The sequence below is a fragment of the Arthrobacter gengyunqii genome (genome assembly GCF_023022985.1).
Taxonomy (GTDB): Bacteria; Actinomycetota; Actinomycetes; order Actinomycetales; family Micrococcaceae; genus Arthrobacter_B; species Arthrobacter_B gengyunqii.
Window position 1 is genome coordinate 2,248,179 of record NZ_CP095461.1, and the last position, 22,243, is coordinate 2,270,421.

General features: G+C 62.0%; 28 protein-coding genes. 16 read left to right on the top strand and 12 right to left on the bottom strand.

The annotated features are described in order from the left end of the window. Window positions 1-73 precede the first annotated feature (73 nt). The 5 genes from MUG94_RS10215 (at window position 74) to MUG94_RS10235 (ending at window position 3,673) form a co-directional block, all read left to right on the top strand. Window positions 74-346, top strand: a complete 273-nt coding sequence (locus tag MUG94_RS10215) for a mycoredoxin (RefSeq protein ID WP_227907591.1) — start codon at window positions 74-76, stop codon at window positions 344-346. A 130-nt stretch (window positions 347-476) separates the two neighbouring features. Further along, window positions 477-1,562 (top strand): S-(hydroxymethyl)mycothiol dehydrogenase, encoded by a 1,086-nt coding sequence (locus MUG94_RS10220; RefSeq protein WP_227907590.1) that lies wholly within the window; start codon window positions 477-479, stop codon window positions 1,560-1,562. Continuing rightward, window positions 1,563-2,210 (top strand): MBL fold metallo-hydrolase, encoded by a 648-nt coding sequence (locus MUG94_RS10225; protein ID WP_227907589.1) that lies wholly within the window; start codon window positions 1,563-1,565, stop codon window positions 2,208-2,210. It begins immediately after the preceding gene. A 132-nt stretch (window positions 2,211-2,342) separates the two neighbouring features. Next, window positions 2,343-3,164, top strand: coding sequence for a DUF427 domain-containing protein (locus MUG94_RS10230; RefSeq protein WP_227907588.1), 822 nt, complete (start codon window positions 2,343-2,345; stop codon window positions 3,162-3,164). A 56-nt stretch (window positions 3,165-3,220) separates the two neighbouring features. Continuing rightward, on the top strand, window positions 3,221-3,673 hold the full coding sequence (locus tag MUG94_RS10235; protein ID WP_227907587.1) for a hypothetical protein: 453 nt from the start codon (window positions 3,221-3,223) through the stop codon (window positions 3,671-3,673). Between the two features lie 24 nt (window positions 3,674-3,697). Here the strand turns inward: MUG94_RS10235 and MUG94_RS10240 are convergent, their stop codons facing one another. From MUG94_RS10240 to MUG94_RS10250, 3 genes are read right to left on the bottom strand one after another with little or no spacing between them, the layout of a single operon-like run. Continuing rightward, entirely contained in the window at window positions 3,698-4,255 is a 558-nt protein-coding gene (locus MUG94_RS10240; RefSeq protein WP_227907586.1) for a chloramphenicol phosphotransferase CPT family protein, read from the bottom strand. Window positions 4,256-4,275: 20 nt separating this feature from the next. Next, on the bottom strand, window positions 4,276-4,674 hold the full coding sequence (locus MUG94_RS10245; protein ID WP_227907585.1) for a hypothetical protein: 399 nt from the start codon (window positions 4,672-4,674) through the stop codon (window positions 4,276-4,278). A 22-nt stretch (window positions 4,675-4,696) separates the two neighbouring features. Continuing rightward, window positions 4,697-4,990: a hypothetical protein gene (locus MUG94_RS10250; RefSeq protein WP_227890061.1), complete on the bottom strand. Its 294-nt coding sequence runs from the start codon at window positions 4,988-4,990 to the stop codon at window positions 4,697-4,699. A 315-nt stretch (window positions 4,991-5,305) separates the two neighbouring features. On the opposite strand from MUG94_RS10250, the gene MUG94_RS10255 reads away from it, so the two are divergent. From MUG94_RS10255 to MUG94_RS10265, 3 genes are all read left to right on the top strand, one after another. Continuing rightward, window positions 5,306-6,040 (top strand): tyrosine-protein phosphatase, encoded by a 735-nt coding sequence (locus MUG94_RS10255; RefSeq protein ID WP_227907584.1) that lies wholly within the window; start codon window positions 5,306-5,308, stop codon window positions 6,038-6,040. A gap of 57 nt (window positions 6,041-6,097) precedes the next feature. Then, entirely contained in the window at window positions 6,098-6,556 is a 459-nt protein-coding gene (locus MUG94_RS10260; RefSeq protein WP_227907583.1) for a GNAT family N-acetyltransferase, read from the top strand. A gap of 172 nt (window positions 6,557-6,728) precedes the next feature. Beyond that, window positions 6,729-8,069 carry an APC family permease gene (locus MUG94_RS10265; RefSeq protein WP_227907582.1) on the top strand — a complete coding sequence of 447 codons (1,341 nt, stop codon included), beginning with the start codon at window positions 6,729-6,731 and terminating at the stop codon, window positions 8,067-8,069. 383 nt (window positions 8,070-8,452) lie between these two features. Here the strand turns inward: MUG94_RS10265 and MUG94_RS10270 are convergent, their stop codons facing one another. Further along, on the bottom strand, window positions 8,453-9,193 hold the full coding sequence (locus tag MUG94_RS10270) for an alpha/beta fold hydrolase (RefSeq protein ID WP_227907581.1): 741 nt from the start codon (window positions 9,191-9,193) through the stop codon (window positions 8,453-8,455). A 4-nt stretch (window positions 9,194-9,197) separates the two neighbouring features. Between MUG94_RS10270 and MUG94_RS10275 the strand changes: the two genes are divergently transcribed. The 3 genes from MUG94_RS10275 (at window position 9,198) to MUG94_RS10285 (ending at window position 10,688) form a co-directional block, all read left to right on the top strand. Beyond that, window positions 9,198-9,647: a TIR domain-containing protein gene (locus tag MUG94_RS10275; RefSeq protein ID WP_227907580.1), complete on the top strand. Its 450-nt coding sequence runs from the start codon at window positions 9,198-9,200 to the stop codon at window positions 9,645-9,647. Between the two features lie 252 nt (window positions 9,648-9,899). Next, a complete protein-coding gene (locus tag MUG94_RS10280; RefSeq protein ID WP_227907579.1) occupies window positions 9,900-10,376 on the top strand; it encodes a hypothetical protein in 477 nt (158 codons plus the stop codon). Between the two features lie 105 nt (window positions 10,377-10,481). Beyond that, the gene (locus MUG94_RS10285; protein WP_227907578.1) at window positions 10,482-10,688 is read left to right on the top strand and encodes a hypothetical protein; all 207 of its coding nucleotides are present in this window, start codon (window positions 10,482-10,484) and stop codon (window positions 10,686-10,688) included. A 23-nt stretch (window positions 10,689-10,711) separates the two neighbouring features. On the opposite strand, the gene MUG94_RS10290 is transcribed toward MUG94_RS10285, so the two are convergent. After that, the gene (locus MUG94_RS10290) at window positions 10,712-11,227 is read right to left on the bottom strand and encodes a glycosyl-4,4'-diaponeurosporenoate acyltransferase CrtO family protein (RefSeq protein ID WP_227907577.1); all 516 of its coding nucleotides are present in this window, start codon (window positions 11,225-11,227) and stop codon (window positions 10,712-10,714) included. 361 nt (window positions 11,228-11,588) lie between these two features. Here MUG94_RS10290 and MUG94_RS10295 point away from each other — a divergent pair, with 361 nt between their 5' ends. The 3 genes from MUG94_RS10295 (at window position 11,589) to MUG94_RS10305 (ending at window position 14,619) form a co-directional block, all read left to right on the top strand. Beyond that, on the top strand, window positions 11,589-12,914 hold the full coding sequence (locus MUG94_RS10295; RefSeq protein WP_227907576.1) for a replication-associated recombination protein A: 1,326 nt from the start codon (window positions 11,589-11,591) through the stop codon (window positions 12,912-12,914). Window positions 12,915-13,189: 275 nt separating this feature from the next. After that, the gene (locus MUG94_RS10300; protein ID WP_227907575.1) at window positions 13,190-13,699 is read left to right on the top strand and encodes a hypothetical protein; all 510 of its coding nucleotides are present in this window, start codon (window positions 13,190-13,192) and stop codon (window positions 13,697-13,699) included. 146 nt (window positions 13,700-13,845) lie between these two features. Further along, window positions 13,846-14,619, top strand: coding sequence for an SAM-dependent methyltransferase (locus MUG94_RS10305; protein ID WP_227907574.1), 774 nt, complete (start codon window positions 13,846-13,848; stop codon window positions 14,617-14,619). A gap of 97 nt (window positions 14,620-14,716) precedes the next feature. Here MUG94_RS10305 and MUG94_RS10310 read toward each other — a convergent pair whose 3' ends face one another. From MUG94_RS10310 to MUG94_RS10325, 4 genes are all read right to left on the bottom strand, one after another. Beyond that, window positions 14,717-15,109: a DUF6176 family protein gene (locus MUG94_RS10310; RefSeq protein WP_227907573.1), complete on the bottom strand. Its 393-nt coding sequence runs from the start codon at window positions 15,107-15,109 to the stop codon at window positions 14,717-14,719. 517 nt (window positions 15,110-15,626) lie between these two features. Next, window positions 15,627-15,977 (bottom strand): VOC family protein, encoded by a 351-nt coding sequence (locus tag MUG94_RS10315; RefSeq protein WP_227907572.1) that lies wholly within the window; start codon window positions 15,975-15,977, stop codon window positions 15,627-15,629. Between the two features lie 236 nt (window positions 15,978-16,213). After that, the gene (gene mscL / locus MUG94_RS10320; protein WP_227890079.1) at window positions 16,214-16,642 is read right to left on the bottom strand and encodes a large conductance mechanosensitive channel protein MscL; all 429 of its coding nucleotides are present in this window, start codon (window positions 16,640-16,642) and stop codon (window positions 16,214-16,216) included. Between the two features lie 106 nt (window positions 16,643-16,748). Continuing rightward, on the bottom strand, window positions 16,749-17,750 hold the full coding sequence (locus MUG94_RS10325) for a DMT family transporter (protein WP_247098806.1): 1,002 nt from the start codon (window positions 17,748-17,750) through the stop codon (window positions 16,749-16,751). Window positions 17,751-17,822: 72 nt separating this feature from the next. Between MUG94_RS10325 and MUG94_RS10330 the strand changes: the two genes are divergently transcribed. Next, window positions 17,823-18,752: a LysR family transcriptional regulator gene (locus MUG94_RS10330; RefSeq protein WP_227907570.1), complete on the top strand. Its 930-nt coding sequence runs from the start codon at window positions 17,823-17,825 to the stop codon at window positions 18,750-18,752. 167 nt (window positions 18,753-18,919) lie between these two features. Beyond that, window positions 18,920-19,483: a GNAT family N-acetyltransferase gene (locus MUG94_RS17335; RefSeq protein ID WP_227907569.1), complete on the top strand. Its 564-nt coding sequence runs from the start codon at window positions 18,920-18,922 to the stop codon at window positions 19,481-19,483. A 180-nt stretch (window positions 19,484-19,663) separates the two neighbouring features. Here the strand turns inward: MUG94_RS17335 and MUG94_RS10335 are convergent, their stop codons facing one another. The 3 genes from MUG94_RS10335 to MUG94_RS10345 all read right to left on the bottom strand — a co-directional run bounded on the left by MUG94_RS10335 (window position 19,664) and on the right by MUG94_RS10345 (window position 21,719). Then, on the bottom strand, window positions 19,664-20,398 hold the full coding sequence (locus MUG94_RS10335; RefSeq protein WP_227907568.1) for a DUF2332 family protein: 735 nt from the start codon (window positions 20,396-20,398) through the stop codon (window positions 19,664-19,666). Then, a complete protein-coding gene (locus MUG94_RS10340) occupies window positions 20,337-21,302 on the bottom strand; it encodes an IS481 family transposase (protein ID WP_247098808.1) in 966 nt (321 codons plus the stop codon). Before MUG94_RS10340 ends, MUG94_RS10335 begins: the two co-directional genes overlap by 62 nt. Before the next feature lie 63 nt (window positions 21,303-21,365). Next, a complete protein-coding gene (locus tag MUG94_RS10345; RefSeq protein WP_227909312.1) occupies window positions 21,366-21,719 on the bottom strand; it encodes a DUF2332 family protein in 354 nt (117 codons plus the stop codon). Window positions 21,720-22,243 lie beyond the last annotated feature (524 nt).

A 22,243-nucleotide genomic window follows, 5' to 3' on the forward strand; every position in this document is an offset into this window, starting at 1 on the left:
GGGGAATTGAACACGGCGCGCAGCGGTTGTACCCGACAGTCCCTCTATTTCCCAGCCCTAAAGGAGCCTATCCATGGCCGCCACAGCAGAAGCTTTCACCCCCGACGCCGGTTCCATCACCATGTTCTCCACCACATGGTGCGGCTACTGCCGCCGCCTGAAGTCCCAGCTGGACGCTGCCGGCATCGGCTACAACGAGGTCAACATCGAGAACGTGGACGGCACGGCCGAACTCGTAGCCGAAATCAACGGCGGCAACCAGACCGTCCCCACCGTGATCTTCCCTGACGGCTCGTCCGCCACCAATCCGTCCGCCGCAGAGGTCAAGGCACGCCTGGGGCTCTAGCATTCCCGCCCCAGCCTCCGACATTCACTCACATCAACTTCGCGCACAACCATCCCCTTCATAGGATGGAAGACGGAGCGCCGGACATCGGCGTTCCGCCCGGACACCCCCGAGAGGCAGCACCACGCATATGGTTCACAAGGTTCAGGCAGTAGTCGTCAAGGAAAAGAACGCCCCGGTCTCCCTGGAGACCATCCTGGTTCCGGATCCCGGCCCCGGAGAAGCCCTGGTGGACATCCTCACCTGCGGTGTCTGCCACACGGACCTGCACTACAAGCAGGGTGCCATCAATGATGACTATCCGTTCCTGCTGGGCCATGAAGCCACCGGCGTGGTTTCCGCCGTCGGCCCCGACGTCACCGAGGTTGCCCCCGGCGACCGCGTGGTCCTGAACTGGCGCGCCGTCTGCGGCGAGTGCCGTGCCTGCCGCAAGGGTGAGCCCCAGTACTGCTTCAACACGCACAACGCCACGCAGAAGATGACGCTGGAGGACGGCACCGAGCTGACCGCCGCCCTGGGCATCGGCGCGTTCGCCGAGAAGACCCTGGTTGCCGCCGGCCAGTGCACCAAGGTGGACGACGACGTCGACGCCGCCGCGGTGGGCCTGCTCGGCTGCGGCATCATGGCCGGCATCGGTGCCGCCATCAACACCGGTGAGGTGCAGCGCGGCGAATCAGTGGCCGTCATCGGCTGCGGCGGCGTGGGCATTGCCGCAGTTGCCGGCGCGCAGCTGGCCGGAGCCACCACCATCATCGCCGTGGACATCGACGCCAAGAAGCTGGAACTGGCCAAGGCGCAGGGTGCCACCCACGTCATCAACTCCAAGGAAGAAGACCCGGTCGAGGCCATCCGCGCCCTCACTGACGGCAACGGTGCCGATGTGGTGATTGACGCCGTCGGCCGCCCCGAAACCTACAAGCAGGCCTTCTACGCGCGCGACCTCGCCGGCCGCGTGGTCCTGGTGGGCGTGCCCAATCCGGAGATGAAGATCGAACTGCCGCTGGCGGACGTGTTTGGCCGCGGCGGCTCGCTGAAGTCCTCCTGGTACGGCGACTGCCTGCCCTCGCGCGACTTCCCGATGCTGGTGGAGCAGTACAAGCTGGGCCGCCTGGATCTGGACGCCTTTGTCACCGAGCGCATCGGCCTGAAGGACATTGAGGAAGCCTTCACCAAGATGCATGACGGCAAGGTCCTGCGTTCGGTGGTGGTCCTCTAAATGGGCGTGAACATCGACAACGTCATCACCTCGGGCACGTTCTCGCTCGACGGCGGCACCTGGGAGGTGGACAACAACGTGTGGATCGTCGGTGACGATGCGCAGGTGATCATCATTGATCCCGCGCACGATATCGACGCCGTGGCTGCCGCTGTCGGCGACCGCGAAGTCATGGCCATCCTGCTCACGCACGGCCACGACGACCACATCCGCGCCGTCGGCGAAGCCCGGGAACGCTTCAGCGCCCCGGTGTTCCTGCACGCGGCGGACCGGATGCTCTGGGATGCGGTGTTCCCGGACGAAGGGCCCGACGACGAGATCCAGGACGGCGACATCTTCGAGGTGGCCGGAATTACCCTGCAGGCCCTGCACACCCCGGGGCACTCCCCCGGATCGGTGTGCTTCCTGCTGGCCGCCGACGCACCCGGCGACGGTTCCCCGGTGGTCTTCAGCGGTGACACGCTCTTCAGCGGCGGACCCGGTGCCACGGGCCGGTCCTACAGCGACTTCCCCACCATCATCAAGTCCATCCGCGAACGGCTGCTGACCCTGCCGTCCGAGACCCGGGTGCTGACCGGCCACGGCGATGCCACCACCATCGGCGCCGAGGCGCCGCAGCTGGAGGAATGGATCGCCCGCGGTCACTGACCTGTTGCGCTGCACTGCGGGGCTGGTGTTTCCTTCCGAGGAGGCATCAGCCCCGGCGTGCGGAAAGAATCGTTCTCCAGGTTGATTCCTGCAGGCCTTGATTCCGGCATTCCGCCGCCAGACACTGGAGCCATGGCCCTCCAAATCAGCCCCGCCTTTTGGAAGTTCATCCCGCAGTTGCGTTACGAACCCACGCCGCGGCGCATCCGGGCTCAGCTCGGGGGCAACACAGCAGTTGATTCTTCTGACGCGTTGCTGGTCTATGAGCCACGGCGGGTCACCCCTCTTTACGCCGTGCCGGCAGCGGACATCGCAGGCGTCCTGACGCCCGCCTTGAACCTCCCGGATAAAGATCCGCTCGCCGAGGTGCCGCCGGAGGCGCTCATGGACCCGCGCTATCCCTTTGCCGCGCACACCACGCCGGGCGAGCGCCTGGATCTGCGGACCGGCTTGCACGACCTTCCCGGTGCGGCGTTCCGCCCCGAGGACCCGGACCTGAACGGTCGCATCCTACTGGACTTTGATGCCTTTGATACCTGGTTGGAAGAGGACCAGGTGATTGAGGGCCATCCCCGCGATCCGTTCCATCGGGTGGACGCCCGCCCCTCGTCACGCGCGGTGCGGGTACATCTGGACGGACAGTTGCTGGCGGAAACCCGGGAGCCGCTCCTGGTCTACGAGACCATGCTCCCGGTGCGCACCTACTTCCCGCGGGACGACGTCGACTGGGACGCCCTCGGCGTTTCCCTCACCCAATCGGTGTGCCCGTACAAGGGAACGGCGTCCTACTGGTCGGTCAGGGGCAAGCCGGAGGGAACGGACCTGGCCTGGTCCTACGAGAAGGTGCTGCCCGATTCCACCCAACTGCAGGACAGGGTTTCGTTCTTCGACGAACGAACCGAGGTCTACGTGGACGACATCAAACAGGAGATCGATTCCTTCTTCCGGTTCTGAGGCTGCAGGAACGCCGGGTGTGCAAGGATAGCCAGCACTACAGGGATGGGGATGCGATGCTTCTGAAAAACCGAGTTGCCGCAGGTATGTTCGTGCTCCTCATCGGAGCAAGCTCCGGCTGTGCCGCGGATCAGCCATCCACGGATGATTTGTCCTCGTTCAGCTCGTTGGAAGATGCCCGGCAGGCTGTGGCCAACCAGCTCGACTGTCTGGAGGATCCACCCTCCCCCACCGCGGTCATGGGCAGCACCGGGCGGATCCCCGCCGAATCCGTGAAGTGTACACAAACCGTAGAGATCTTTTACTTTGAATCAGCAGAGGCGCGCGACGAGGCATACAACGTGATGGGCGATGCCGCGGGATCCGAGGGGTCCGTCTATTTTGCCGAGGGCAGGAACTGGTTTGTCGTTGATTTCTCCGAGGTGGGGGTCGGCACCACCGATCCTGAACCGTTGGATCTGTCAGCCCTGTCTGAACCGCTTGGCACACGTTTCACCGAAGTGAAATAAGAGCAGCGGGGAGCTTTAAAGCCCTCACCCGGGGTCGAGCGCGAGCCAGCCCGCGACGTCGTGCGCACAGTCATTGATCGAACGATTCGTGGTGTTGACCTCAAAGTCGTAGACCATTCCGTTGTGCACGCTCAGGGCTTGCTCCCGCGCCATTCCCTCTACCCGGTCAGGCCGTTGTGCTTCCCGGGACGCGGCCACCTCAGGGGCGCAGCGCACTCCCACCCACATCATGAACACGTCGCCAAACATTGATCGTAAACGCTCCTGGCCGGCTCCGCCGGACAGGAGAACCTCATCAAGAATCAGGTGGGCCCCCGCCGTCGCCATACTTCTCAGCCCGGTGTACCAACTGCGCTCCAGGGCACGGTACTCAGCACTAAGGGTGATCCCGCCGTCCCGCTCATAGGTAATCCCCGCCCGTGGACTATCACCCCCGTTGGGAAGTGCCTCAATGAATGTGTCGACGCCGAAGGTCAGCCAGAGGCCCGGCAGTATTTCCTGGAGAGCCCGGCTGATTGAGGACTTCCCGGAGCTCGAGCCTCCGTTCAGCACAATCACCTGAGGATTTCGTTTGGAAGACATTTCCTGAGCGTCATCAAATATCACAGGTATTGCCCGGAAGTCGTTCCAACAGTGAACGCCAGTGCTGCCACGGTCATGAGCACGACGCCGGCAAATACCTCGAAGGGCAGCCACTTCCGCCATTTGGGAAGAGTGTCACGGTAAGCCATCGTCAATGCGAAGCAGAATGCCGCGCAAAAGAGGAAAACGAATCCAAACATTAAACCGCTGAGCATCAATTCGCCCTCATAACAGCCGGAACCATACCCGGTCTCCGGAGTGCAGACCATGCGGTTCGGGTAGGTGCCCAGAGCGGTTCCGAAGAATGCGGCGGGCAGCAGGCACAGTACCGTGCCGGCGAGGATTGCGATTGTGCTCCCGATACGTCCACGGGAAGACGGACGGCCCGCCACAGCACCGGCCGGGGCGTCAACATTCATGTCAACACCCCGACCGATCGGCTCAGCCAACGGGTGTGCCCGTTGAATCGATGGGGAAACTCTCGATGACTTCGTTGGTTTCCGTGTCGATGATGACGACTGACTGCCGAGGCCACGCCGGGTCCGCCACCACTGTGTAGTCGACGTCGTCCGGGTTCACCGCCTCTGCCTTTCCGCTGGCGTCCCGGGTGGAAGCATCCACAATGTCACCGGTGTCCGTGCGAACGGCGACCGTTTCGTCAGGCAGCCCTGTGGCGTCGCCTGAAACCGGAGTTGCGTTCCACCATCCCTCATAGCCCATAGCGGATTCTTCCAAGGGCGAAGGTTCCGGCTTCGCGGCCGCGCCGCTTTCGATGCTGCAGCCGCTCGACACAAGCACTCCTGCTATCAGCAGCACTGTCGTTATCGCTTCACGCGTTTTCACTGTTCCCCCGAGTCACTGTTCGGCTGCCGCCCGGTGATCAGTCCGACACCGACGGCGCTCCAAATGGTGGCCGTGATCATGACCATATCTCAGCGCGTTCCCAAGGTCCGACGGGCACAACGGACATAACGGGCCAGGCCTGGTCGGGAGTAACTGATGACCCCTGTATGGTCGTGACCAATCCACCGCCACGTTGAAGGGACAAACATGACGATGAAGCTCGAATGGGCCGGACTGGCCAATGCCAGGGATCTTGGTGGAATCCCGCTGGGAAACGGCGGTTATACAGTTGCAGGCGCTTTTGCGCGCTCAGACCATCCTCAAATGCTCACACCGGCAGGATGGGATCAGTTGGCTTCTTACGGTATCCGCACCGTCGTATCGCTGGAGACGGGAGGCCTGGAAGGAGAAGCCGCGTTTCGGGCGAACCGTCCCGTCGAAGCCCCTGAGCACATATCCGCGGAGCTGCTTCGTGTACCGATCGAAGACGGCGCCGACGACGACTTCATGGAACGCTGGGCACGGACCGGCTTGTGGGGCACTCCCCTGTATTTCAAAGACGCGCTGGAACGCTGGCCCGAGCTGCACGGCACAGCGCTGAACGTTCTTGGAACAGCGGAGAGGCCGGTTCTGGTGCACTGCGGTCGCGGCCACGACAGGACCGGCATCATGTCGTTGCTCCTGCTCGCCCTCGCCGGCGCGACAGGAGAAGGGATCACCGAGGACTATCTGCAAAGCGCCCGCAACCTTCAAGCACGCGAACCGTCCGCCGTGGAAAAGGGGGAGGCTGCCCTGCAACGAGCCGGGACGACCGCCTTGGAATGCATCCAGGGTGCGATGGCTGCAGTCACGGACGACTGGTTGCGCGGTGCCGGCGTCAAAGCCGAAGCGCTGGCGAACATCAGATCATCCCTGCTCGGAGATGACACCACGGTCTTCTAAGAGCTCACCGATGTGGCGGCGCCTCCGCCGATGACCCGCCGTGAGATGCTCGGGTCCATGACCACGTCAACGCGCCTTCGACCCGCCGAAGTAAAGGATCTGCCGTTCATCTTCAGCAAGGAGCTCGAGTACATGGAAACCATCGAGCCGGATGAGGTCCCGGGTTGGATGTCCGCCATCGAGGTGAACCTCGCAGACTGGATCGACTACCTCCCAAACACGCTGGTCTGTGTCGACGAAGACGGGCAGCCGCTCGGGTATGCCATGTGGGCTGTCGAGGGTGAGAGCGCCACGCTGGTCTCGATCCATGTCTCGGACAGCCATCGTCGCCACGGGCTCGGGCGGCTCCTCCTGGCTGCGTTTGAGCAGGAAACCAGCCAACGCGGAGCCCGCGTAGCGAAACTCGGCGTTCACCGGAACAACCAGGCCCGCCTGCTCTATGAGGACGCAACCTATGAAATCACGGGACAGGACGGGGACTATGTGCTGTTCAGCAAGGCACTCGGAGAATTCTGAGGATGACCGCCAGCTGGGCCGTGGGCTAATGTTCGACGATCTCCACATCACCGGGGTGAATGAAGATGGCCCTGTGAACCGGTAGACGGTCACCTACCTGTTTATTGTTTCTCGTACCCTGAATTTCGCCCAAGTAGTTGCGCGGGGACAGCAAACGGCCTCCAATAGTCCCGTGACCAAAGATCCCGGCGCCACCACATCAAATAAACCAACCGGACTGAAGCGGGCAATCGGTGCACCGCTGCTGTTCGCGTTCATCGTGGGCGACACCCTCGGCGCCGGCATTTACACCCTTGTGGGTACCATGGCCGCCGATGTCGGCGGCGCGATCTGGATACCCCTGCTGATCGCACTGGTCGTCGCACTGCTCACCGCCGCGACATACGCGGAGCTGATCACCAAGTACCCTCACGCCGGCGGAGCCGCACGTTACGCTGACCGGGCTTTTGGCATCCCCTACGTGTCATTCCTCGTTGGCTTCCTCATGATGGCCTCCGGAATCACCACAGCCGCTGCCCTCGCGAATGCCTTCGCGGGCGATTACCTGACAGCGATCATCGACGTGCCGGCCGCCCCCGCAGCAATTGTGTTCATCATCTTGCTGACTCTGATCAACCTTCGCGGCGTCCGGGAGTCCCTCGGCGCGAACCTTGTGGCCTCCATCATCGAGGTAACCGGTCTCGTCATCGTCATCGTCGTCGCCGCCATCGTCTTCACCTCCGGCAACGGGGACCCGTCCCGCCTCCTCGAGTTCGCACCGGACGTACCGCCCCTTCAAGGTGCCTTCGCCGCATCGATCGTCGCTTTTTTCTCCTTCCTCGGCTTCGAGGCGGCAGCAAACATGGCCGAGGAAGTACGTAACCCGTCCAAGGCCTACCCCCGCGCGCTGTTCGGCGCCATCAGCACCGCCGGGGTTGTTTACCTCCTCATCGCTGTCGGCGCGGTGATTGTCCTGCCTCCGACGGACCTGGCCGAATCCACCGGACCTCTGCTCGACGTTGTTGCCGCCAGCGGCGTCGGCATACCGCCCGGATTATTCAGCATCATCGCCCTGATCGCCATTTCCAACGGGGCGCTGCTGTTCATGGTCATGGCCAGCCGTGTTGGCTACGGATTAGCCGAAGCCGAGCTGCTCCCCCGCGCCTTTGGCCGCGTGCTGCCGGGCCGCCGCACCCCCTGGGTCTCCATCGTCGTCATTGCCGGTTTGACGATCGTCCTTACCCTCACTGGAAATGTCGCCACATTGGCGGAAACCACAGTGCTGCTCCTGCTCCTGGTGTTCCTTTCTGCCAACGTCAGCGTCCTCGTCCTCAAAAAGGACAAAGTCGACCACGACCACTTCACAGCCCCCCGCATCATGCCAATCCTCGCGATCATTGCGAGCATCGCACTCCTCACCCAGCAAACCGGAACCATCTGGCTCAGCGCCGCTGTGTATGTAGTGATCGGGTCCCTGTTGTTCCTCGCTGCCCGGGCCGGACGCAAACACCAGGAACGCGTGGACGCCCGCTAACCCGGGACACTCGTTCGACCGCGAGACGCTGCTCGATTTCATCGAAAGTGCCGTGTCCGTGGCTAGGACCCTCCTGCCGGGAGACCTTTGTCGTCCGAGCATGCGGCGGTTAGGCTCTGCATATGACTGCTTGGAGCCGCTACCTGTTCGGTGTCTCGATGGTTTTCGGGGTGGGCACGATGATACTCGCTGAACAGCTGCCCCAATGGTGGGGGCCAGCGTCGATCATCATCATGCTCGTAGCTGCTTCTGCCTTCCTCACATGCTCCGTTCTTGATTACCGACGGGGCGCGCAGTAGCCGGCACTACTTCATGGAAACGCAAACCAGCTGGTTGCGTGAAAGAGGATCAGATCCCCAACCACGCCCATGAGGCACACCCGTTCAAAGGGCTTGTTCACGGGCCTGTTCCAGGAGCCACGTCTCGACATCTGGCCATGCAACCTGCAACTCACCGCTGAGGCCCTCGTGGTCGTACCCTGAATACTGCTTCCACGGGACACCCCGGGAACTCAAACCCTGAGCCAACTCACCATGAGGCAGGACCATCCCGACAGCATCATGATCCTGGTCGCCCCAAAAGCAATAGAGCGGACTGGGAGCACGATCAACCAGGGAATTCGGGGCTAATCTGGCGAGCTCACGGTAGAAAATGGCACCGGCCAGAGGATCGAACCTTTGATCAATCTGCGTCCAGATAGCTTCGTCCTGCTCCATTTCCGCCATCTGCGCATCAACGTCGCGGGAGGTGATCCCGTAGTCTCCAAGCAGGGGAAAACCACCAGCGGCAACGGCCACAACAGACCCATGCTCGGCCAACCGCTGTGCCACCCAGGGGCCGAATGCGCCGGTGAACGAATAGCCGAAGAACAGAAAACGGGGAAACCCGAGGTTCAGAGCAACACGCCTCAAGTCCTCGGCCCAGCGGTCAGGATTGTATGGTCCGCGAGTTCGCGTGCTGGCTCCGACGTCGCGGGGCGAGGCAATAATGACGGTGAATCGACGCGCCATCAGCTCCACCAGCTCGGGAAACCACGTGTAGTTACATTCCGGTGCAAGCAACGCAGGACCGGAACCCGTAACCCTGAACGCTATCTTTGCCCCGTCAATATCCATGAAATCCATGTCAGTGACTGTAGACAACCAGGAGGCAGAAAGCTTGAAAAGATTCTATGTAGCGTCGAGCTTCAGGAATATCGTCAACGTCCGGTACATCGCCCAAACCTTGGAAAACATGGGCTACGTCAACACGTACGACTGGACCGAGAACGCGTCCGCACTCGACGGGAGTTCAGTCACCATCGGCGATCTGCGCTCCATCGGCCAGCAAGAGAGAGATGCAGTAATTGGCGCCGACCTCGTCGTGGTCCTCCTTCCGGGAGGGAAGGGCACGCATGTTGAGCTTGGCATCGCGATCGCTCAAGGCAGAAGAATAATCCTGCATTCCCCGGCCGCAGTCATAGATGACCCTGGGACCACCAGCACGTTCTACCACCTCCCTGAAGTGGAGAAGTGCCACGGAACTCTGGACGACCTCATAACAATGATCCTCGGTCGAGAAGTGACCGTAGCTGATTAACCCGATTCGTCCGAGTAAATCCGTCTTGGTCGTGCAGGGCTTTTATCTCCGCGTCGTAGACGGGCGCGCGTGGCTGCGTGGCTACAGCTGCGACGACCAGCATGTGTGGTCACCCTCCGACCGCTTCATCTTTCAGCTTCCGCCACCGTCCGCTTGAGAGCGGTGGGTTCCGAGGGCCGCTTTACATATTGGATCGGACCTCCGATACCGTCGTAACGTTGTGCCCTCTAGCTTCGGTAAGGAGACGGTGTTGTGCAGGTAGGCGAGGTGACCCTGGGATCTTATCCGCGTGACGACGTCTCATGGGTGAAAGATGGCAAGGTTCGAGAAGGTCGCGCGGAGATATTAATCCGGCAGGCAGACGGGACTCTGAAGCCCTCCGGCGAAGTCACCTTGGGCGACTTGGGTGCTCTGCATCCTGATGTGGAAATCGGTGGCGAGTTCGTGGTTGAGCTACGCGCCCGCTTCGAGTCGGAAATATTCGAGCGCCGGGTGACCTTCATTGCCAGTGGTGACGAGGAGAACGACGTCTTCGTATCTGCAATCGGGCCCGGTGCGTACGCTGAACCGAAGGCCGGCCTGTTTAGACGGACCCGGTATTCAGGCTTCGAGTTTGGTGTGCTGGTAATGGCCGCTACAACTGAGCAGGGTACCCGCATGAACGGCGCGTCAGGCCCGCTCGTCGAGCATGGACCCGGCGACGGCGTAGCACCCAGCAGCGGCGGCTGACGTTTGCATTGCCCCCCTAGTGGGTGCATTGATCGCAACATGGCGGAGCTTGTGATCCATCGGTGCATATAGTGAAACCTTTAGAATCATCGACTAGGGGGAATTATGACGGATTACATCAGCCGTAATCAGCGCAATTGGATCCTGCTCGCTATCATCGTCGTCGGTTTTACCGTGGCAATCATGGGTTACAGCTACTTAATCGCCAGCAACTGCGAGACTTCCGGGGTTTATGAGTTCTTCTCTGCCGCCCGTGCCTTCCATACCGAGGCCGGATGCTCAGGCCCGCCCTTGACACTCGCGCAGTCCTGACACTGCGTTCGCAAGCCAACCCTTCAGCGTCCGCTTTCCTCGATGTTGGTTCGACGGTTCGTGATTTTGAAGCGGGTCATGCGTTGGATCATGACGGGATACAAGTGCAGGATTACCCCGATCAACAGAATCTGTGCAGCACCTCGAGGGTGTGATGTCGCCACGGCCATGATGGCCAGTACTGCGGTAGCGGAAAAGCCGAGAAGGTGACCGGTTTCGGACTGCTCGGTCCCTCTAAGGAAGCGGGCTTTTCCTGACGTTCCTTGCTCTGTCCGACGCATCTGCTTAATGATCCTGTTCCAGCCGACGACGTCGAGTAAGCGCCGGAATGCCTCCGCTCCCAGCAGCGTGTAGATCCGGGGCTCGAATGGTCTGACCCGGTAGCGCTGGCGGGCAACGTCCACCAGTACCGGACCAGTCAGGAGCGCCATGAAGAGAAAGGCGCCCTGGACAACAAACGCGTAGACGAGGTGGTCGGGTCCTATGGCAAACCAGCCGGCGACCGCTAGTCCGAGACCGAGCACCAGACCCGCAGTCACCGAGCCGGCTTGTCCACTAGGCCCTGCCATCACAGAGAGCCAGCCTGTCCGCCGACCAGAACATCATCGATCCCCATTCTCATGCCCCGAGTCTAACCAGACCCTTCCTCCGGATTGCGCGCATCATGTCAGGCATGGGTCTGCGCCTTCGGGGTCTTCCTCCTTCGGGTTAGAGTCCCCGCAGTGGCGGATTTCCTCGTAATGTATCTCTGGACGGAGGAGATCGGATGATTGGCGGGGAATTGCAGCAGCACGCGCGGGCAAGGATTCACGAGCTTTCCGACACAGCGGCATCGCTTGACGACGTGAGCCACGGGCGTCCGTTCACCCCGCACCTGGACGCGTGGAAAGTGCGCGGGTCGTGAACGACGACACGCCATCTCTTTTCGAGGTCGACGACGCCTCCCGGCCCTTGGCCGACCGGCTTCGGCCCCGCAGCCTGGCGGACGTCGTCGGGCAGGCCCATCTGCTCGCACCGGATGCTCCGATCGGCCGGATGGTGGATGCGCACCGGCTTGTGTCAATGGTCTTGTGGGGTCCGCCGGGGTGCGGAAAGACCACGATCGCCAGGCTTCTCGCCGAGCAGACCGATCTGGCGTTCGAACCGCTCTCAGCCACCTTCTCGGGCGTCGCTGACCTCCGCAAGGTGTTCTCCGCGGCGCAACGCCGGCGTGAGGTCGGCCAGGGCACGATGCTGTTCGTCGATGAGATCCACCGGTTCAACCGCGCCCAGCAGGACTCGTTCCTGCCTTACGTCGAGGACGGCACCGTCGTCCTCGTCGGTGCAACAACGGAGAACCCGAGCTTTGAGCTCAACGGGGCGCTCCTTTCCCGAACCCAGGTCTTCGTGTTGAAACGCCTCGACGACGGCGCACTTGAGACCCTCATCGCCCGTGCCGAGGACCTCCTCGGCGCACCTCTGCCGCTGACGGATGAGGCCCGGCAGGCGCTGGTTGCGATGGCGGACGGTGACGGCCGCTATCTGCTGAACATGATCCAGCAGGTCCAGGCCCTTCCGGCGCCCGTGGATTCGGCGGCCCTTGCTGCGGCGGTGCAGAAACGTGCGCCTCTGTATGACAAGGGGCAGGAAGGTCATTACAACCTGATCTCCGCCCTGCACAAGGCCATGCGGGGCTCGGACCCGGACGCGGCACTGTACTGGTTGGCGCGGATGCTCGACGGCGGTGAGGACCCCCTGTTCATCGCCCGCCGCATTACCCGGTTCGCAAACGAAGATGTCGGCATGGCCGACCCCCAAGCCGTACAGCAGGCACTCGCAGCCTGGGACGTGTATGAACGCCTCGGCTCGCCCGAAGGCGAACTCGCCATCGCGCAGGCCGTCGTCTACCTCGCCACCGCGCCGAAGTCCATCGGCGTGTACCGCGGGTTCAACAAGGCGCGTGCTGCTGCGAAGCGAACCGGGTCATTGATGCCGCCGGCGCACATCCTGAATGCCCCCACCCGGCTGATGAAAGACCTGGGCTACGGCGACGGCTACCAATACGACCCCGACACCGAAACCGGATTCTCAGGCGCGAACTATTTCCCCGACGGCATGCCGAGGGAAACCTTCTACCAACCCACTGCGCGCGGGTACGAGCGGGCCATTGCCGAACGGCTGGCCCACTGGGCGCGGCTCCGTTCAGCGGCATCCGGATCGTCCGAACCAGATCAATCCGACACCTGATTGAACGGACCAGCCACGTGACTCCCGCTCCGCCACCCACGGCGTCCGTTCGCGGCCCGGACCGCCTGAGCCTCAATTCCGGGGAGCTGACCACGCCGGCAACGAACCGCACAAACGAGGCCAAAGCCATCCGATTCACCACTCATACGGCAATCTGTGACGTCTTGGACGCCACTCCAGCCGAACTGATTACCATCAAACCCGTGCGATAGAAGGACCCGTGTACGGATGTGGGATCACTTCGTCCTGGCCGTGCGCCATGTACCGTGTTGGCCATGAAGAATCTTCCGCTGTCGCTCACGCTTGCCGCTGTATCCGGTGTGCTCACCCTCAAAAGCCCGGCCGGTTGGTCCCCGGGGGTGCGCCGCTCCTACGTTCTTGCGCCCGGCGCCGCCATTGGCATCATCGCCGGGGCAGCCGTGTGGAAGGGCAGTCAGAAAGGGAGGGAGAAGGCTTCCGCCGGAAGAATCGATCTTGTCACTCCGGCCGCTTCCCGCTCCACCGACGGCGCTGCGGGCACCGCACCCCTCCCTTCCTATGTGCGCGCAGACGCCCGCCCGGCAAGGCTGCCGGCAATCGGATTGGCCGTGCTGGCGGCGACGGTGGGCATCACCGTGAGCGGGGTCTTGGCAGTGAGCCTGGTGCTGGATGAGCGGCTTGAAACATGGTTGCTCCGGCGCGGGGTGGCTCGGCCGCGGCGTGTGATGGCGGTCATCGCGGCCATGAGCTCCCTGGTCCTGGACCAGATGATGGATTTGAAGGGTCCCGAGGATGCCCGTAAGTAGAGCCGCCGCATCGCCGCCCGATGGCTAATTGACTCTCGAGCCGTCCAAGTTACCCATCGCCTCGGTGTCATGCCGTTCAGAGGTCCGTTGCCGGACGAGCGGATATCCCAAGCAGCCGCTTCTATGAATCGTGAGAACATCACTGAGTGACCGACGACACTTTGCTTGAACTGCCGCCCCTATATGAGTCCCTGACCTGGCTCACTCCGCTTTCCGAGGAACGTGCCGCTCACCTTGTGGCGTTCTTGTCCGACCCGGCGCCGGCTGAGGTTCTGGACATGGGGTGCGGATGGGGCGAACTGCTGCTTCGGGTTTTGACGGCGGCCCCGCAGGCACGGGGACGCGGAGTGGACAGTGCTTCCGCAACCATCGACCGGGCGAAGCAACAGGCATTGGCTCGTGGGCTGCACAACAGAGCGACGTTTGATTCGACGCACGGGGCAGAAGCTGAGGCTCGCCCCGCAGATGCCGTCATCTGCATCGGCGCGAGCCAGATCTGGGGGCCGCCGGTAGAGGACGCGCAGCCGCTCGACTACGCCGCAGCCCTGCGCGCCCTTCGAGCCCTGGTGCTCCCCGGCGGCCGACTCGTCTACGGCGAGGCGATCTGGTCAGCAACACCTCATCCGGCTGCTACCGCCCCTCTGGCTGGACGTGATGACGAGTACCTGACAGCGGATGCGCTACGCGAGCAGATCCGTGCCGTTGGTTTCGAGGTGGTGGACGGCGACCAGGCAAGCGTTCAGGAGTGGGACGCCTTCGAGGCCGGATATCGCGACAGGTTTACCCGCTGGCTAGAAGCACATGATGCCCACCATCCCGCCGCAGGGCAGGTCCGTCGGCAATATGAGGAACAGCGCGCTGCATATGAAGAGGGCTACCGAGGCGTACTCGGGATGGTGTATTTCTGCCTAAGGGGGTAGAAGTCCACAGCAACCCACTGTTCATCTGGCGCGCAGACATGCTGGCGTTCCACCAGGATCCTCCAGCGAGACGCAGGCCTGCGACCGGCTCATACGCTCAGTGTTTCCGCTCTGGTAAGGACCCAGGAGATTGCTTCTGCGGCAGCGGATGCATGGAGTCGATGACACGGGCGGGCATCATCGTCACCTGCGCAGTGAGGTCGACAGGAGTAAAAGCAGGATCAATGCAGGACTTCCAGAACTCGATGTGTTTGGCATCAAGCCAGTGCGAAGACTCATAAAGGTCAGTACCACCCTCGCCCCGCACGCTGTACCAATAGAGATAGTCGATGCCGTCGAGAGTCTCCGAGAAAATCGTTTCCACGTACATTTGCTCTGGCTCGAGGGTCTCCTGCACAGCCTCCATATGCGACCGCAAGAACTCCATCCATTCAGCTACCTCTTCCTGTTTCCCAGCCTGAACACGGAATCTAGTTAGCTCAACACGCATGACCCAAACCTTTCACAGCTCCTTAACTTTTCTCGGCCATATTTACCGCTTGATCCTACTGGTCACGGCCCCGGTCCTGCCCGTAAGCCGGCCCCTCGGTGGTTACCTAGAACGACTACTTTCGAGTGATCTCGGAAGCATGCAAGGTCGGCTGCGTGGACCCTGCGGCGGGCACAACGTAGTGTGCGGACAGCAAGGTCAGAGCGGCGGGCCTCGTCGGGAGGAAATCGTGATCAAGCGGGGGAAACGTCGTTTCAACTGGCTACTTGCTGCCATTGCGGCGTCGATTGCAGGCGTTGTGGCGATGTTCTGGCGGTCGGGAACCTGTACTGACTCTGTTGCCGTGGCGGGTGAATGCAGTCTTGGGCCGTCGCCGTCCACCATCATCTTGGTGGTACTCCTTTGGGGCTTGGCGGTGTGGCTTCTCTACGCATGGTGGAGCGACGATCGGCGAGCAGAGGCCGGGCAATGGGAGTGCCGGGACGAGCCTGACCGACGTCGACCGGGCCTATAGCACTCAGGCCTGTTCGGCTACGTCGAACTCGTTGCCGTGAGGGTCAGCGAGCGTGACCCACCGAAAGCTTTTCTCGCCCCGGCGCTCGACCAGGGTCGCCCCGGCAGTGAGCAAGCGATCGACCTCGGCGTCGAGGTCGGGAGCGGCCAGATCGAGATGGATGCTGTTCTTTCCGACGGACTGGTCGTCAACCTTTTGGAAAGCGAGCATCACCGGCAGTCCGCCGCCCTCGAGGACCACGAACCAGCCCTCGTTGGTCTGGGTGATCTCCGCATTGGTCTGCTCGGCCCACCAGCGAGCGAGCAGTTCGGCGTCTGTGGTGTTGATCGTGACCATGCCTAATTTGAGTGTCATGAAGTCACCCTATTGGCGCCAGGATTCAATGGGAACGAAACAGTGTGAGAGCAAGAGCATTTCCATGCGTTCCGATAGAGGAAGCCATCTCACGGAGCAGCTTTTAAGATGCGCTGCCAGCCGGATCCGTCGAGGGCATCCTCCAATGGCAGCCTGATCCGATGATCGACGCCGAATCCGTGGATTACGACGAGCGGTAGACCTTCTCCTCTAGTTCCGGCCCGGCCGGAACCCCATTAGTTTTTCGGCCCGCCCGGGGACTGTGCTGTCCCGTTCGGCGGCTGCGAAGTGAGCGCATCCCGGATCTCGGTCAGCAGCATCACCTGCGGATCCGCGCTCTGTTCCGGAGAGATCCCAAGTCTGCGGTTGCGCCGTTCGATCATTTTGTTCATCGGCAGCACGATCGCGAAGTACACGGCAGCCGCGACGAGCAGGAAGTTCACGACGGCGGTCAGCAGGACCCCGAACTGAATCTGGTTCCCGTTGAAGGTAACCGCCGCGAAACTGTCGAAGTTCGGCGAACCGACGAGTCCGGAGATGAACGGCATAAGCACGGAGTTGACCAGGGCGTTGACGACGGTCGTAAACGCTGCGCCGATGATTACAGCAACCGCCAGGTCCAGGACATTGCCCTTCATGATGAAGTCTTTGAATCCCTTTAACATCTCGCCAGAGTAACCGCCCCAGGACCCGCGGCGCAGCCCTCACCGAAGATTCGTGTCTTGCGCAGCAGCATTCGCCGGACCGAGTGGTCGGCGTCCTTGGTGAGGACTAGATTGGCCCGCTTGCATACGGGAGCGTCGCTTCTTGTTGGTTTCGGTGGCGGGTTTCGGCTCGTAATCCGAGGTAGGTGCCGGTGATGATGAGTACGGCGCCGAGGAGCCCGATGAGGGCGAGGGTGTCCTGTCCGACGGTGAGTCCGATGAGGACTGCCCAGATGGGTTCGGTGCCCATGAGGAGGCTGGCTCGTGAAGCAGAGGTCTGCTGGATGGCCCAGGTTTGGACGAGGAACGCGAAGACGCTGCAGGCCAAGCCCAGGTAGAGGACACCGAGCCACTGTGCCGGGTTGAAGGTTCTGATAGCGGCAAGGACGCCGGTATGGTCCGCGGCGGTGTAGACGACGGCGCAGACGGCGCTTTGTGCCAGAGTCAGAGTCAGCGGGCTGTAGTCCCGTCCTCGGGTAAGGCCGGAGACAGCGGTGACGTGGATTGCACGGACGATCGCGGAGGCGAGCATCAGTGTGTCGCCAGGAGTCGGGGTAGCGAGCCCATCCTCGGAAACGAGCAGACACACACCGACGACGGCGATCACGCCGGCGCCGAGTACCATGCGCGGTAGCTTCACCCGGAAGGCGATGCTCTCGGCGACTGGGGTGAAAACGACGACGAGGCTGATGATCAAGCCGGCATTCGTGGCACTGGTGCCGGCGATCCCATGGGTTTCCAGGATCAGTACGGCCGCCTGAGTGAGGCCGAGCACGACGCCGATGACACTCTCACGCAGTCCCGCCTTGCGCCGGTTCCATATGAGCGCGATTACGACCAGCGCAGCGGTGGTGATGAGGAACCGCAGGGAGAGGATTACGGTGACGCCGACGGTGTCTGTGAGAGTTTTCGCTGCCAGGTAGCTGCTACCCCACACCACGGCGACCAGCAGGAGAAGGACATCGACGCGTCGCGTAATGATCAAGGTCAGGAAACGACCATGCGAGCCCTGTCGTAAACGCTGGGCGAAGGAGTTCGGTGAGGTTAGGGGTGAAAGGAAAGATGGCACTTTTCGAGTGTCCCCGGTCCTTATCAATTAGACGAGAGGGCAATTTCTGAAGTGATGGTTTAGCGTTCACTTATGGATGTGAATCAATTGCGAATGCTTAGGGAGCTGGGAGAGCGCGGGAGTCTGGCTGCTGTGGCGCGGGCATTCCACGTTTCACCATCTGCTGTGTCCCAGCAGCTCACCGCGTTACAGCGCCGGGTCGAGGTGCCCCTGACAGAACGCCGAGGTCGAAACTTGGTCCTCACCGGTGCCGGGCAGGCATTGGCCGAAGCAGCCACCCAGATCAGCGTCGCTATGAGCTCCGCGGAGCAGGCCGTGAGCCGGTACGTGCAGGACCCGACCGCGACAGTGAGGATCTGCGCATTCAACAGCGCCGCCCTGACCTACTTCGGCCCACTTCTGGGAGACCTTGCTGGTGAGGGGAATCCCCGCCTTGTTTGTCACGACCGGGACGTAGGGCAAGATGCCTTTCCCGCCCTCGCAGCTGACTATGACCTCGTGATCGCTCACCGCCTCGAGCACAGCGCGCCCTGGCCGTCGTCCCTGACAGTGCTACCCCTGGTGCGTGAACCCTTGGACGTCGCGATGTCGGATCGACATCCTCTGGCCGGTCAATCCACCGTCGGTGTCGCGGAGCTTATCGATGAGGAATGGGTGTCTGTTCAGGATGGATTTCCACTGGTATCAGCTCTGCACAGCATCGCCGTGCATGCAGGCAAGTCCCTGAACATAACGCACCGGATCAACGAGTTCTTCGTTGCCGCCGCGATTATCGCTAACAGTCCCGCCGTCGCGCTCATGCCCCGCTACACCGCAGCACCTCAGCCCGGCAGCCGCATAGTCCTCAAACCACTGCGCGATGTACACCTCAGCAGACACGTCGACATCCTCTGCCGCCCCGAAAGCCTGTACCGAACAGCCGTTCAGAAAGTCCTCAGGACTCTCCAGAACCGTGCCACACCCACTCGTTTGGACGGCAAAGACGCAGAAGGAACCGTCTGAATCGGAACGTTAAGTCATCTGGGAAATGTCGCGATACAGGATGCCTCAGCGATCGTCCAGAAGCGATTAGTTTCGAGTGTCGTATGGCGGTAGCCGATGGTCTAACGATGAGGCGTGCCGCTGCGTGTAAACCCTCTCCGGGGTTGCAGGAGATAGTCTGAGCCACCATGAGAGAGATCCATCAGGAAGTTGATTACGTCCGGTTTGAGAACGTTGCCCCGGATGAAGTCTGGAGTGAGATCGCGGATCTCTTCGTCTCGAGCTTCGCGGCCCCTCCTTACAACGAATCACCAAGCGACCTACACAGCATCGCCCAATGGGGACCCGATCAACTCGCTAGTCCTGGTGGACGACTCGTCGCGGCGAGCCACGACAAGCAGGTGATCGGCTTTGCGCTCTCACAAAGGCTTGACCAAGATATCTCCTGGCGGCGACGACTAGACGCAATGCTGCCAGCGCGAGACGCGGCAATCATGCCATCGAGGACCGTGATCGTCCAGGAACTAGCTGTCCGCGAGAGCTTTCGAGGCCATGGGATAGCCAAACAGTGCATCCGCGAACTTCTCTCGAGCCGAACCGAACACGATGCTGTCCTAGGCGTTTTTGGGCAAGCACCCCAAGTCAAAGAAATGTATACACGATGGGGTTTCTCGGAACTTGGAACCTGCCTCATTTACGGCGGAACCGTGACCCTGCATACCTTGCACCAAAGACTTCCCTGGAGGGCCTAATCATCCCTGCGGGCAGGCAATGTGCGCGCCGGGACCTCATGCGACCATCGGTTCGCTGCCATAGGTGCTGCCTAAGTACGCCCTGCGCAATGCCGTCCGCACGCAAGGGGATGGTCAGCGGGCGCCTTCGCGGGCGGGGCCAACGAAGCACTCTAATGATCTCCCCGGGACAAGGGAAAATCAGGTTAGGGACTGGGAGTATTGTCCATGGGGCCCGGTGAGCGCGATCGGGCAACCGTTTCTGGCCAGAACAAAGGCACCGTCTTTTGGCATCGTCCGGGTAGGGATCCGGGCGGTGATCTCGGGCAAGACCGGCAGGCCTTCGTTACTTAGCCAGACGCAGTCAAGGGCATTCACCTGGTCCACGAATTGCTGCCGCTCAGGGCGCGTGAGGTATACGAGCACAGCGCTGTGGAAGATGACCAAAGTGGCCTCCGGCGGCGCCAACCGTGCCAGCCTCCCGATCTCCTGGTTCAGGTCACCGGCCACGAGCATCGGCGGATCAGCGGCGACCACAGCCGCGGCGGCGTGGAGGCGCTGGCGCCTGGCCTCGTGTTCAGGCCAGATGAGCGTCTCCAACCACTGCAGGTTCTCCCGGTCGCTGATGTCGATGGGGTTTATATCGATACCCGCGCGCCAGATCACCTCGGGAACCTTCGTTGGGACAGTGGCATTGCCTCGCCATTCGCATTCGAGCACCACATCCGTAGCCTGCGGCGGATCCACCCGGACCTGTCCATCCCCCCGCTGGTAGGTGTAGCTGTATCGGTCCGGGTAAAGGCAGAGCCCGGCTGAGGCTCCAACTTCCAGCAATGCGACCGGTCCTTCGATGGCGGCTAGTTGTACCCGGCCATTAGGTTGGTAGCAGGCGGCTGATGGGTGGTTTGCCTCCGAGTGCGCTGTGGCGTCGTTCATTGTTGTAGTGCTCGAGCCATGGCGCAAGTGCCGCTGCCCGCTCGTCGTTGCTGGTGAAGATCCGTCGGTAGGCCCATTCGGTGGCCAGGGTGCGGTTCAGGCGCTCCACCTTGCCGTTCTGCCAGGGGCAGTGCGGTTTGATGAACTTCTGCGTGATGCCGTAGGCGGCGCAGAGATCACGCAGCGAGTAGCGGTAGGCCCAGGCGTTGTCGGTCATCAAGCGCTCGATCCGTGTGATGCCGTGTGAAGCGAAGTAGGTGATGGCACGTTCCAGGAACCCCGCGCAGGTCGGTCCCTTCTCGTCGGGCAGGATCTCGCTGTAGGCCAGCCGGGAGTGATCATCGATCACGGAGTGGACGTAGTCGTAGCCGACTTTGATCTGCTTGCGCGCGTTCGTGGAGCCCATTTGCCGCCCGTGGGCCTTCCAGCCGCCGCCGTCGGGGATCTTGCCGAGCTTTTTGACGTCCATGTGCACCAGCTCGCCGGGCGTTTCGCGCTCGTACCGCACGGCAGTGGCCTTCGATGAGCGGATCACCTCTCCGGTGATCGGGTCGCAGTCACGCAGGAAGGCCGTGCCATGGCGGCGAAGGATCCGGGACACCGTTCGCGCCGGGACGCCCAGCATCGGTCCGAGCACGTCGGGCCCGGCGCGATGCTCGGCACGGGCAGCGAGAACCTTCTGCTCAACCTCGGTGCTGGTGCGCGTTGGCATCGTGTGCGGCCGGGAGGATCGTGTGGCCAGCCCTGCTTCGCCTTCAGCGTCGTAGCGGTCGATCCAGGTCTTCACGCACTTGCGTGAGACACCCATAGCGGCCGCGATATGGGCCTGTTTCCAGCCAGACTGGTGGCGATGGACGATCAGCAGCCGGCCATAAACGGTCAAACGGGCATTACTGTGGGACACGAGAACCTCCGGGTTGGAGTGGGCCTTTGACAAGCCACATCCCATCCGGAGGTTCTCCTTCGTTCAACCAGACACGCCGTTACCAACGTCCTGGCCGGGTACAGCTAGTTCGGGAAGGAGGACCGCGCACCGACCGGCCTCGTTGGTCTGGGTGGAGCGGGTGCGGATGACCGGGTCCACGTTCTGCCAGTTGCGGAGAAGCCAGGTTCGGAAGTTCTCGTAGTCTCCGAGGGGTGCGCCCTGGGACCGTGCAGCGGCGAAGACCAGGTTCGGTTGCCGCTTAGCCGGCGGAAGCCCGCCCACCAGTGCCTGCACCGACGGATCTTCGGCGACGCCGAGGGCCCAGTCCTCATAAATGTCGGAAACGCCGTGTGCTTCGAGTTCCGCGAAACGCCGGTAATTCTTCGCAATGGTCATGGGTGGATACTAGCGCGGCGAGATCAACCCCAATTGGAGGGTGAGATGCGAACGCATACGGGTCGGAATGCGCCGCGGACTCCGCAACCTCCTGTTCATTGTGCTGACGGTATTAACCACACGAGTTCGCCCTCATCATGGGTCGTTCCTCAAGGGATTCCTGAATGGGCGCATGACTGGTGCTGTCGAGGGACGTTCGCGGGTTTTCGGCTAGACCTGCTCGGCGTGATAATCGAAGGCTAGCGGTAGCAGGTCGCTGGCAAGAACGCTCACGAGCCCCTCAGACGACGGCACAATCACACGCACCTCAGGGTAGTGATCGGCGAGGATTTGCCGATCCCGCCCACAAGGGCTCTTCACGCCACGCCCATGGTTCCCCACTGCAACAATGTGTGTCAGTTCTGTTGCTCCCGCGGCGCGGGCAGCTCCGAGCGCGACCAGCTCTGCGCAAGGCCCACCGGTGAAGTGATAGAGGTTCACACCCGTGAATATCCGCCCGTCCGCAGCTCTCACGGCAGCACCCA

Bases quoted from the DNA above. Each gene is read 5' to 3' on its own strand.
- MUG94_RS10215 (WP_227907591.1), top strand. From the start codon at position 74: ATGGCCGCCACAGCAGAAGCTTTCACCCCCGACGCCGGTTCCATCACC.
- MUG94_RS10220 (WP_227907590.1), top strand. From the start codon at position 477: ATGGTTCACAAGGTTCAGGCAGTAGTCGTCAAGGAAAAGAACGCCCCG.
- MUG94_RS10225 (WP_227907589.1), top strand. From the start codon at position 1,563: ATGGGCGTGAACATCGACAACGTCATCACCTCGGGCACGTTCTCGCTC.
- MUG94_RS10230 (WP_227907588.1), top strand. From the start codon at position 2,343: ATGGCCCTCCAAATCAGCCCCGCCTTTTGGAAGTTCATCCCGCAGTTG.
- MUG94_RS10235 (WP_227907587.1), top strand. From the start codon at position 3,221: ATGCTTCTGAAAAACCGAGTTGCCGCAGGTATGTTCGTGCTCCTCATC.
- MUG94_RS10240 (WP_227907586.1), bottom strand. From the start codon at position 4,255: ATGTCTTCCAAACGAAATCCTCAGGTGATTGTGCTGAACGGAGGCTCG.
- MUG94_RS10245 (WP_227907585.1), bottom strand. From the start codon at position 4,674: ATGAATGTTGACGCCCCGGCCGGTGCTGTGGCGGGCCGTCCGTCTTCC.
- MUG94_RS10255 (WP_227907584.1), top strand. From the start codon at position 5,306: ATGACGATGAAGCTCGAATGGGCCGGACTGGCCAATGCCAGGGATCTT.
- MUG94_RS10260 (WP_227907583.1), top strand. From the start codon at position 6,098: ATGACCACGTCAACGCGCCTTCGACCCGCCGAAGTAAAGGATCTGCCG.
- MUG94_RS10270 (WP_227907581.1), bottom strand. From the start codon at position 9,193: ATGGATTTCATGGATATTGACGGGGCAAAGATAGCGTTCAGGGTTACG.
- MUG94_RS10285 (WP_227907578.1), top strand. From the start codon at position 10,482: ATGACGGATTACATCAGCCGTAATCAGCGCAATTGGATCCTGCTCGCT.
- MUG94_RS10300 (WP_227907575.1), top strand. From the start codon at position 13,190: ATGAAGAATCTTCCGCTGTCGCTCACGCTTGCCGCTGTATCCGGTGTG.
- MUG94_RS10310 (WP_227907573.1), bottom strand. From the start codon at position 15,109: ATGCGTGTTGAGCTAACTAGATTCCGTGTTCAGGCTGGGAAACAGGAA.
- MUG94_RS10315 (WP_227907572.1), bottom strand. From the start codon at position 15,977: ATGACACTCAAATTAGGCATGGTCACGATCAACACCACAGACGCCGAA.
- mscL (WP_227890079.1), bottom strand. From the start codon at position 16,642: ATGTTAAAGGGATTCAAAGACTTCATCATGAAGGGCAATGTCCTGGAC.
- MUG94_RS10330 (WP_227907570.1), top strand. From the start codon at position 17,823: ATGGATGTGAATCAATTGCGAATGCTTAGGGAGCTGGGAGAGCGCGGG.
- MUG94_RS17335 (WP_227907569.1), top strand. From the start codon at position 18,920: ATGAGAGAGATCCATCAGGAAGTTGATTACGTCCGGTTTGAGAACGTT.
- MUG94_RS10335 (WP_227907568.1), bottom strand. From the start codon at position 20,398: ATGAACGACGCCACAGCGCACTCGGAGGCAAACCACCCATCAGCCGCC.
- MUG94_RS10345 (WP_227909312.1), bottom strand. From the start codon at position 21,719: ATGACCATTGCGAAGAATTACCGGCGTTTCGCGGAACTCGAAGCACAC.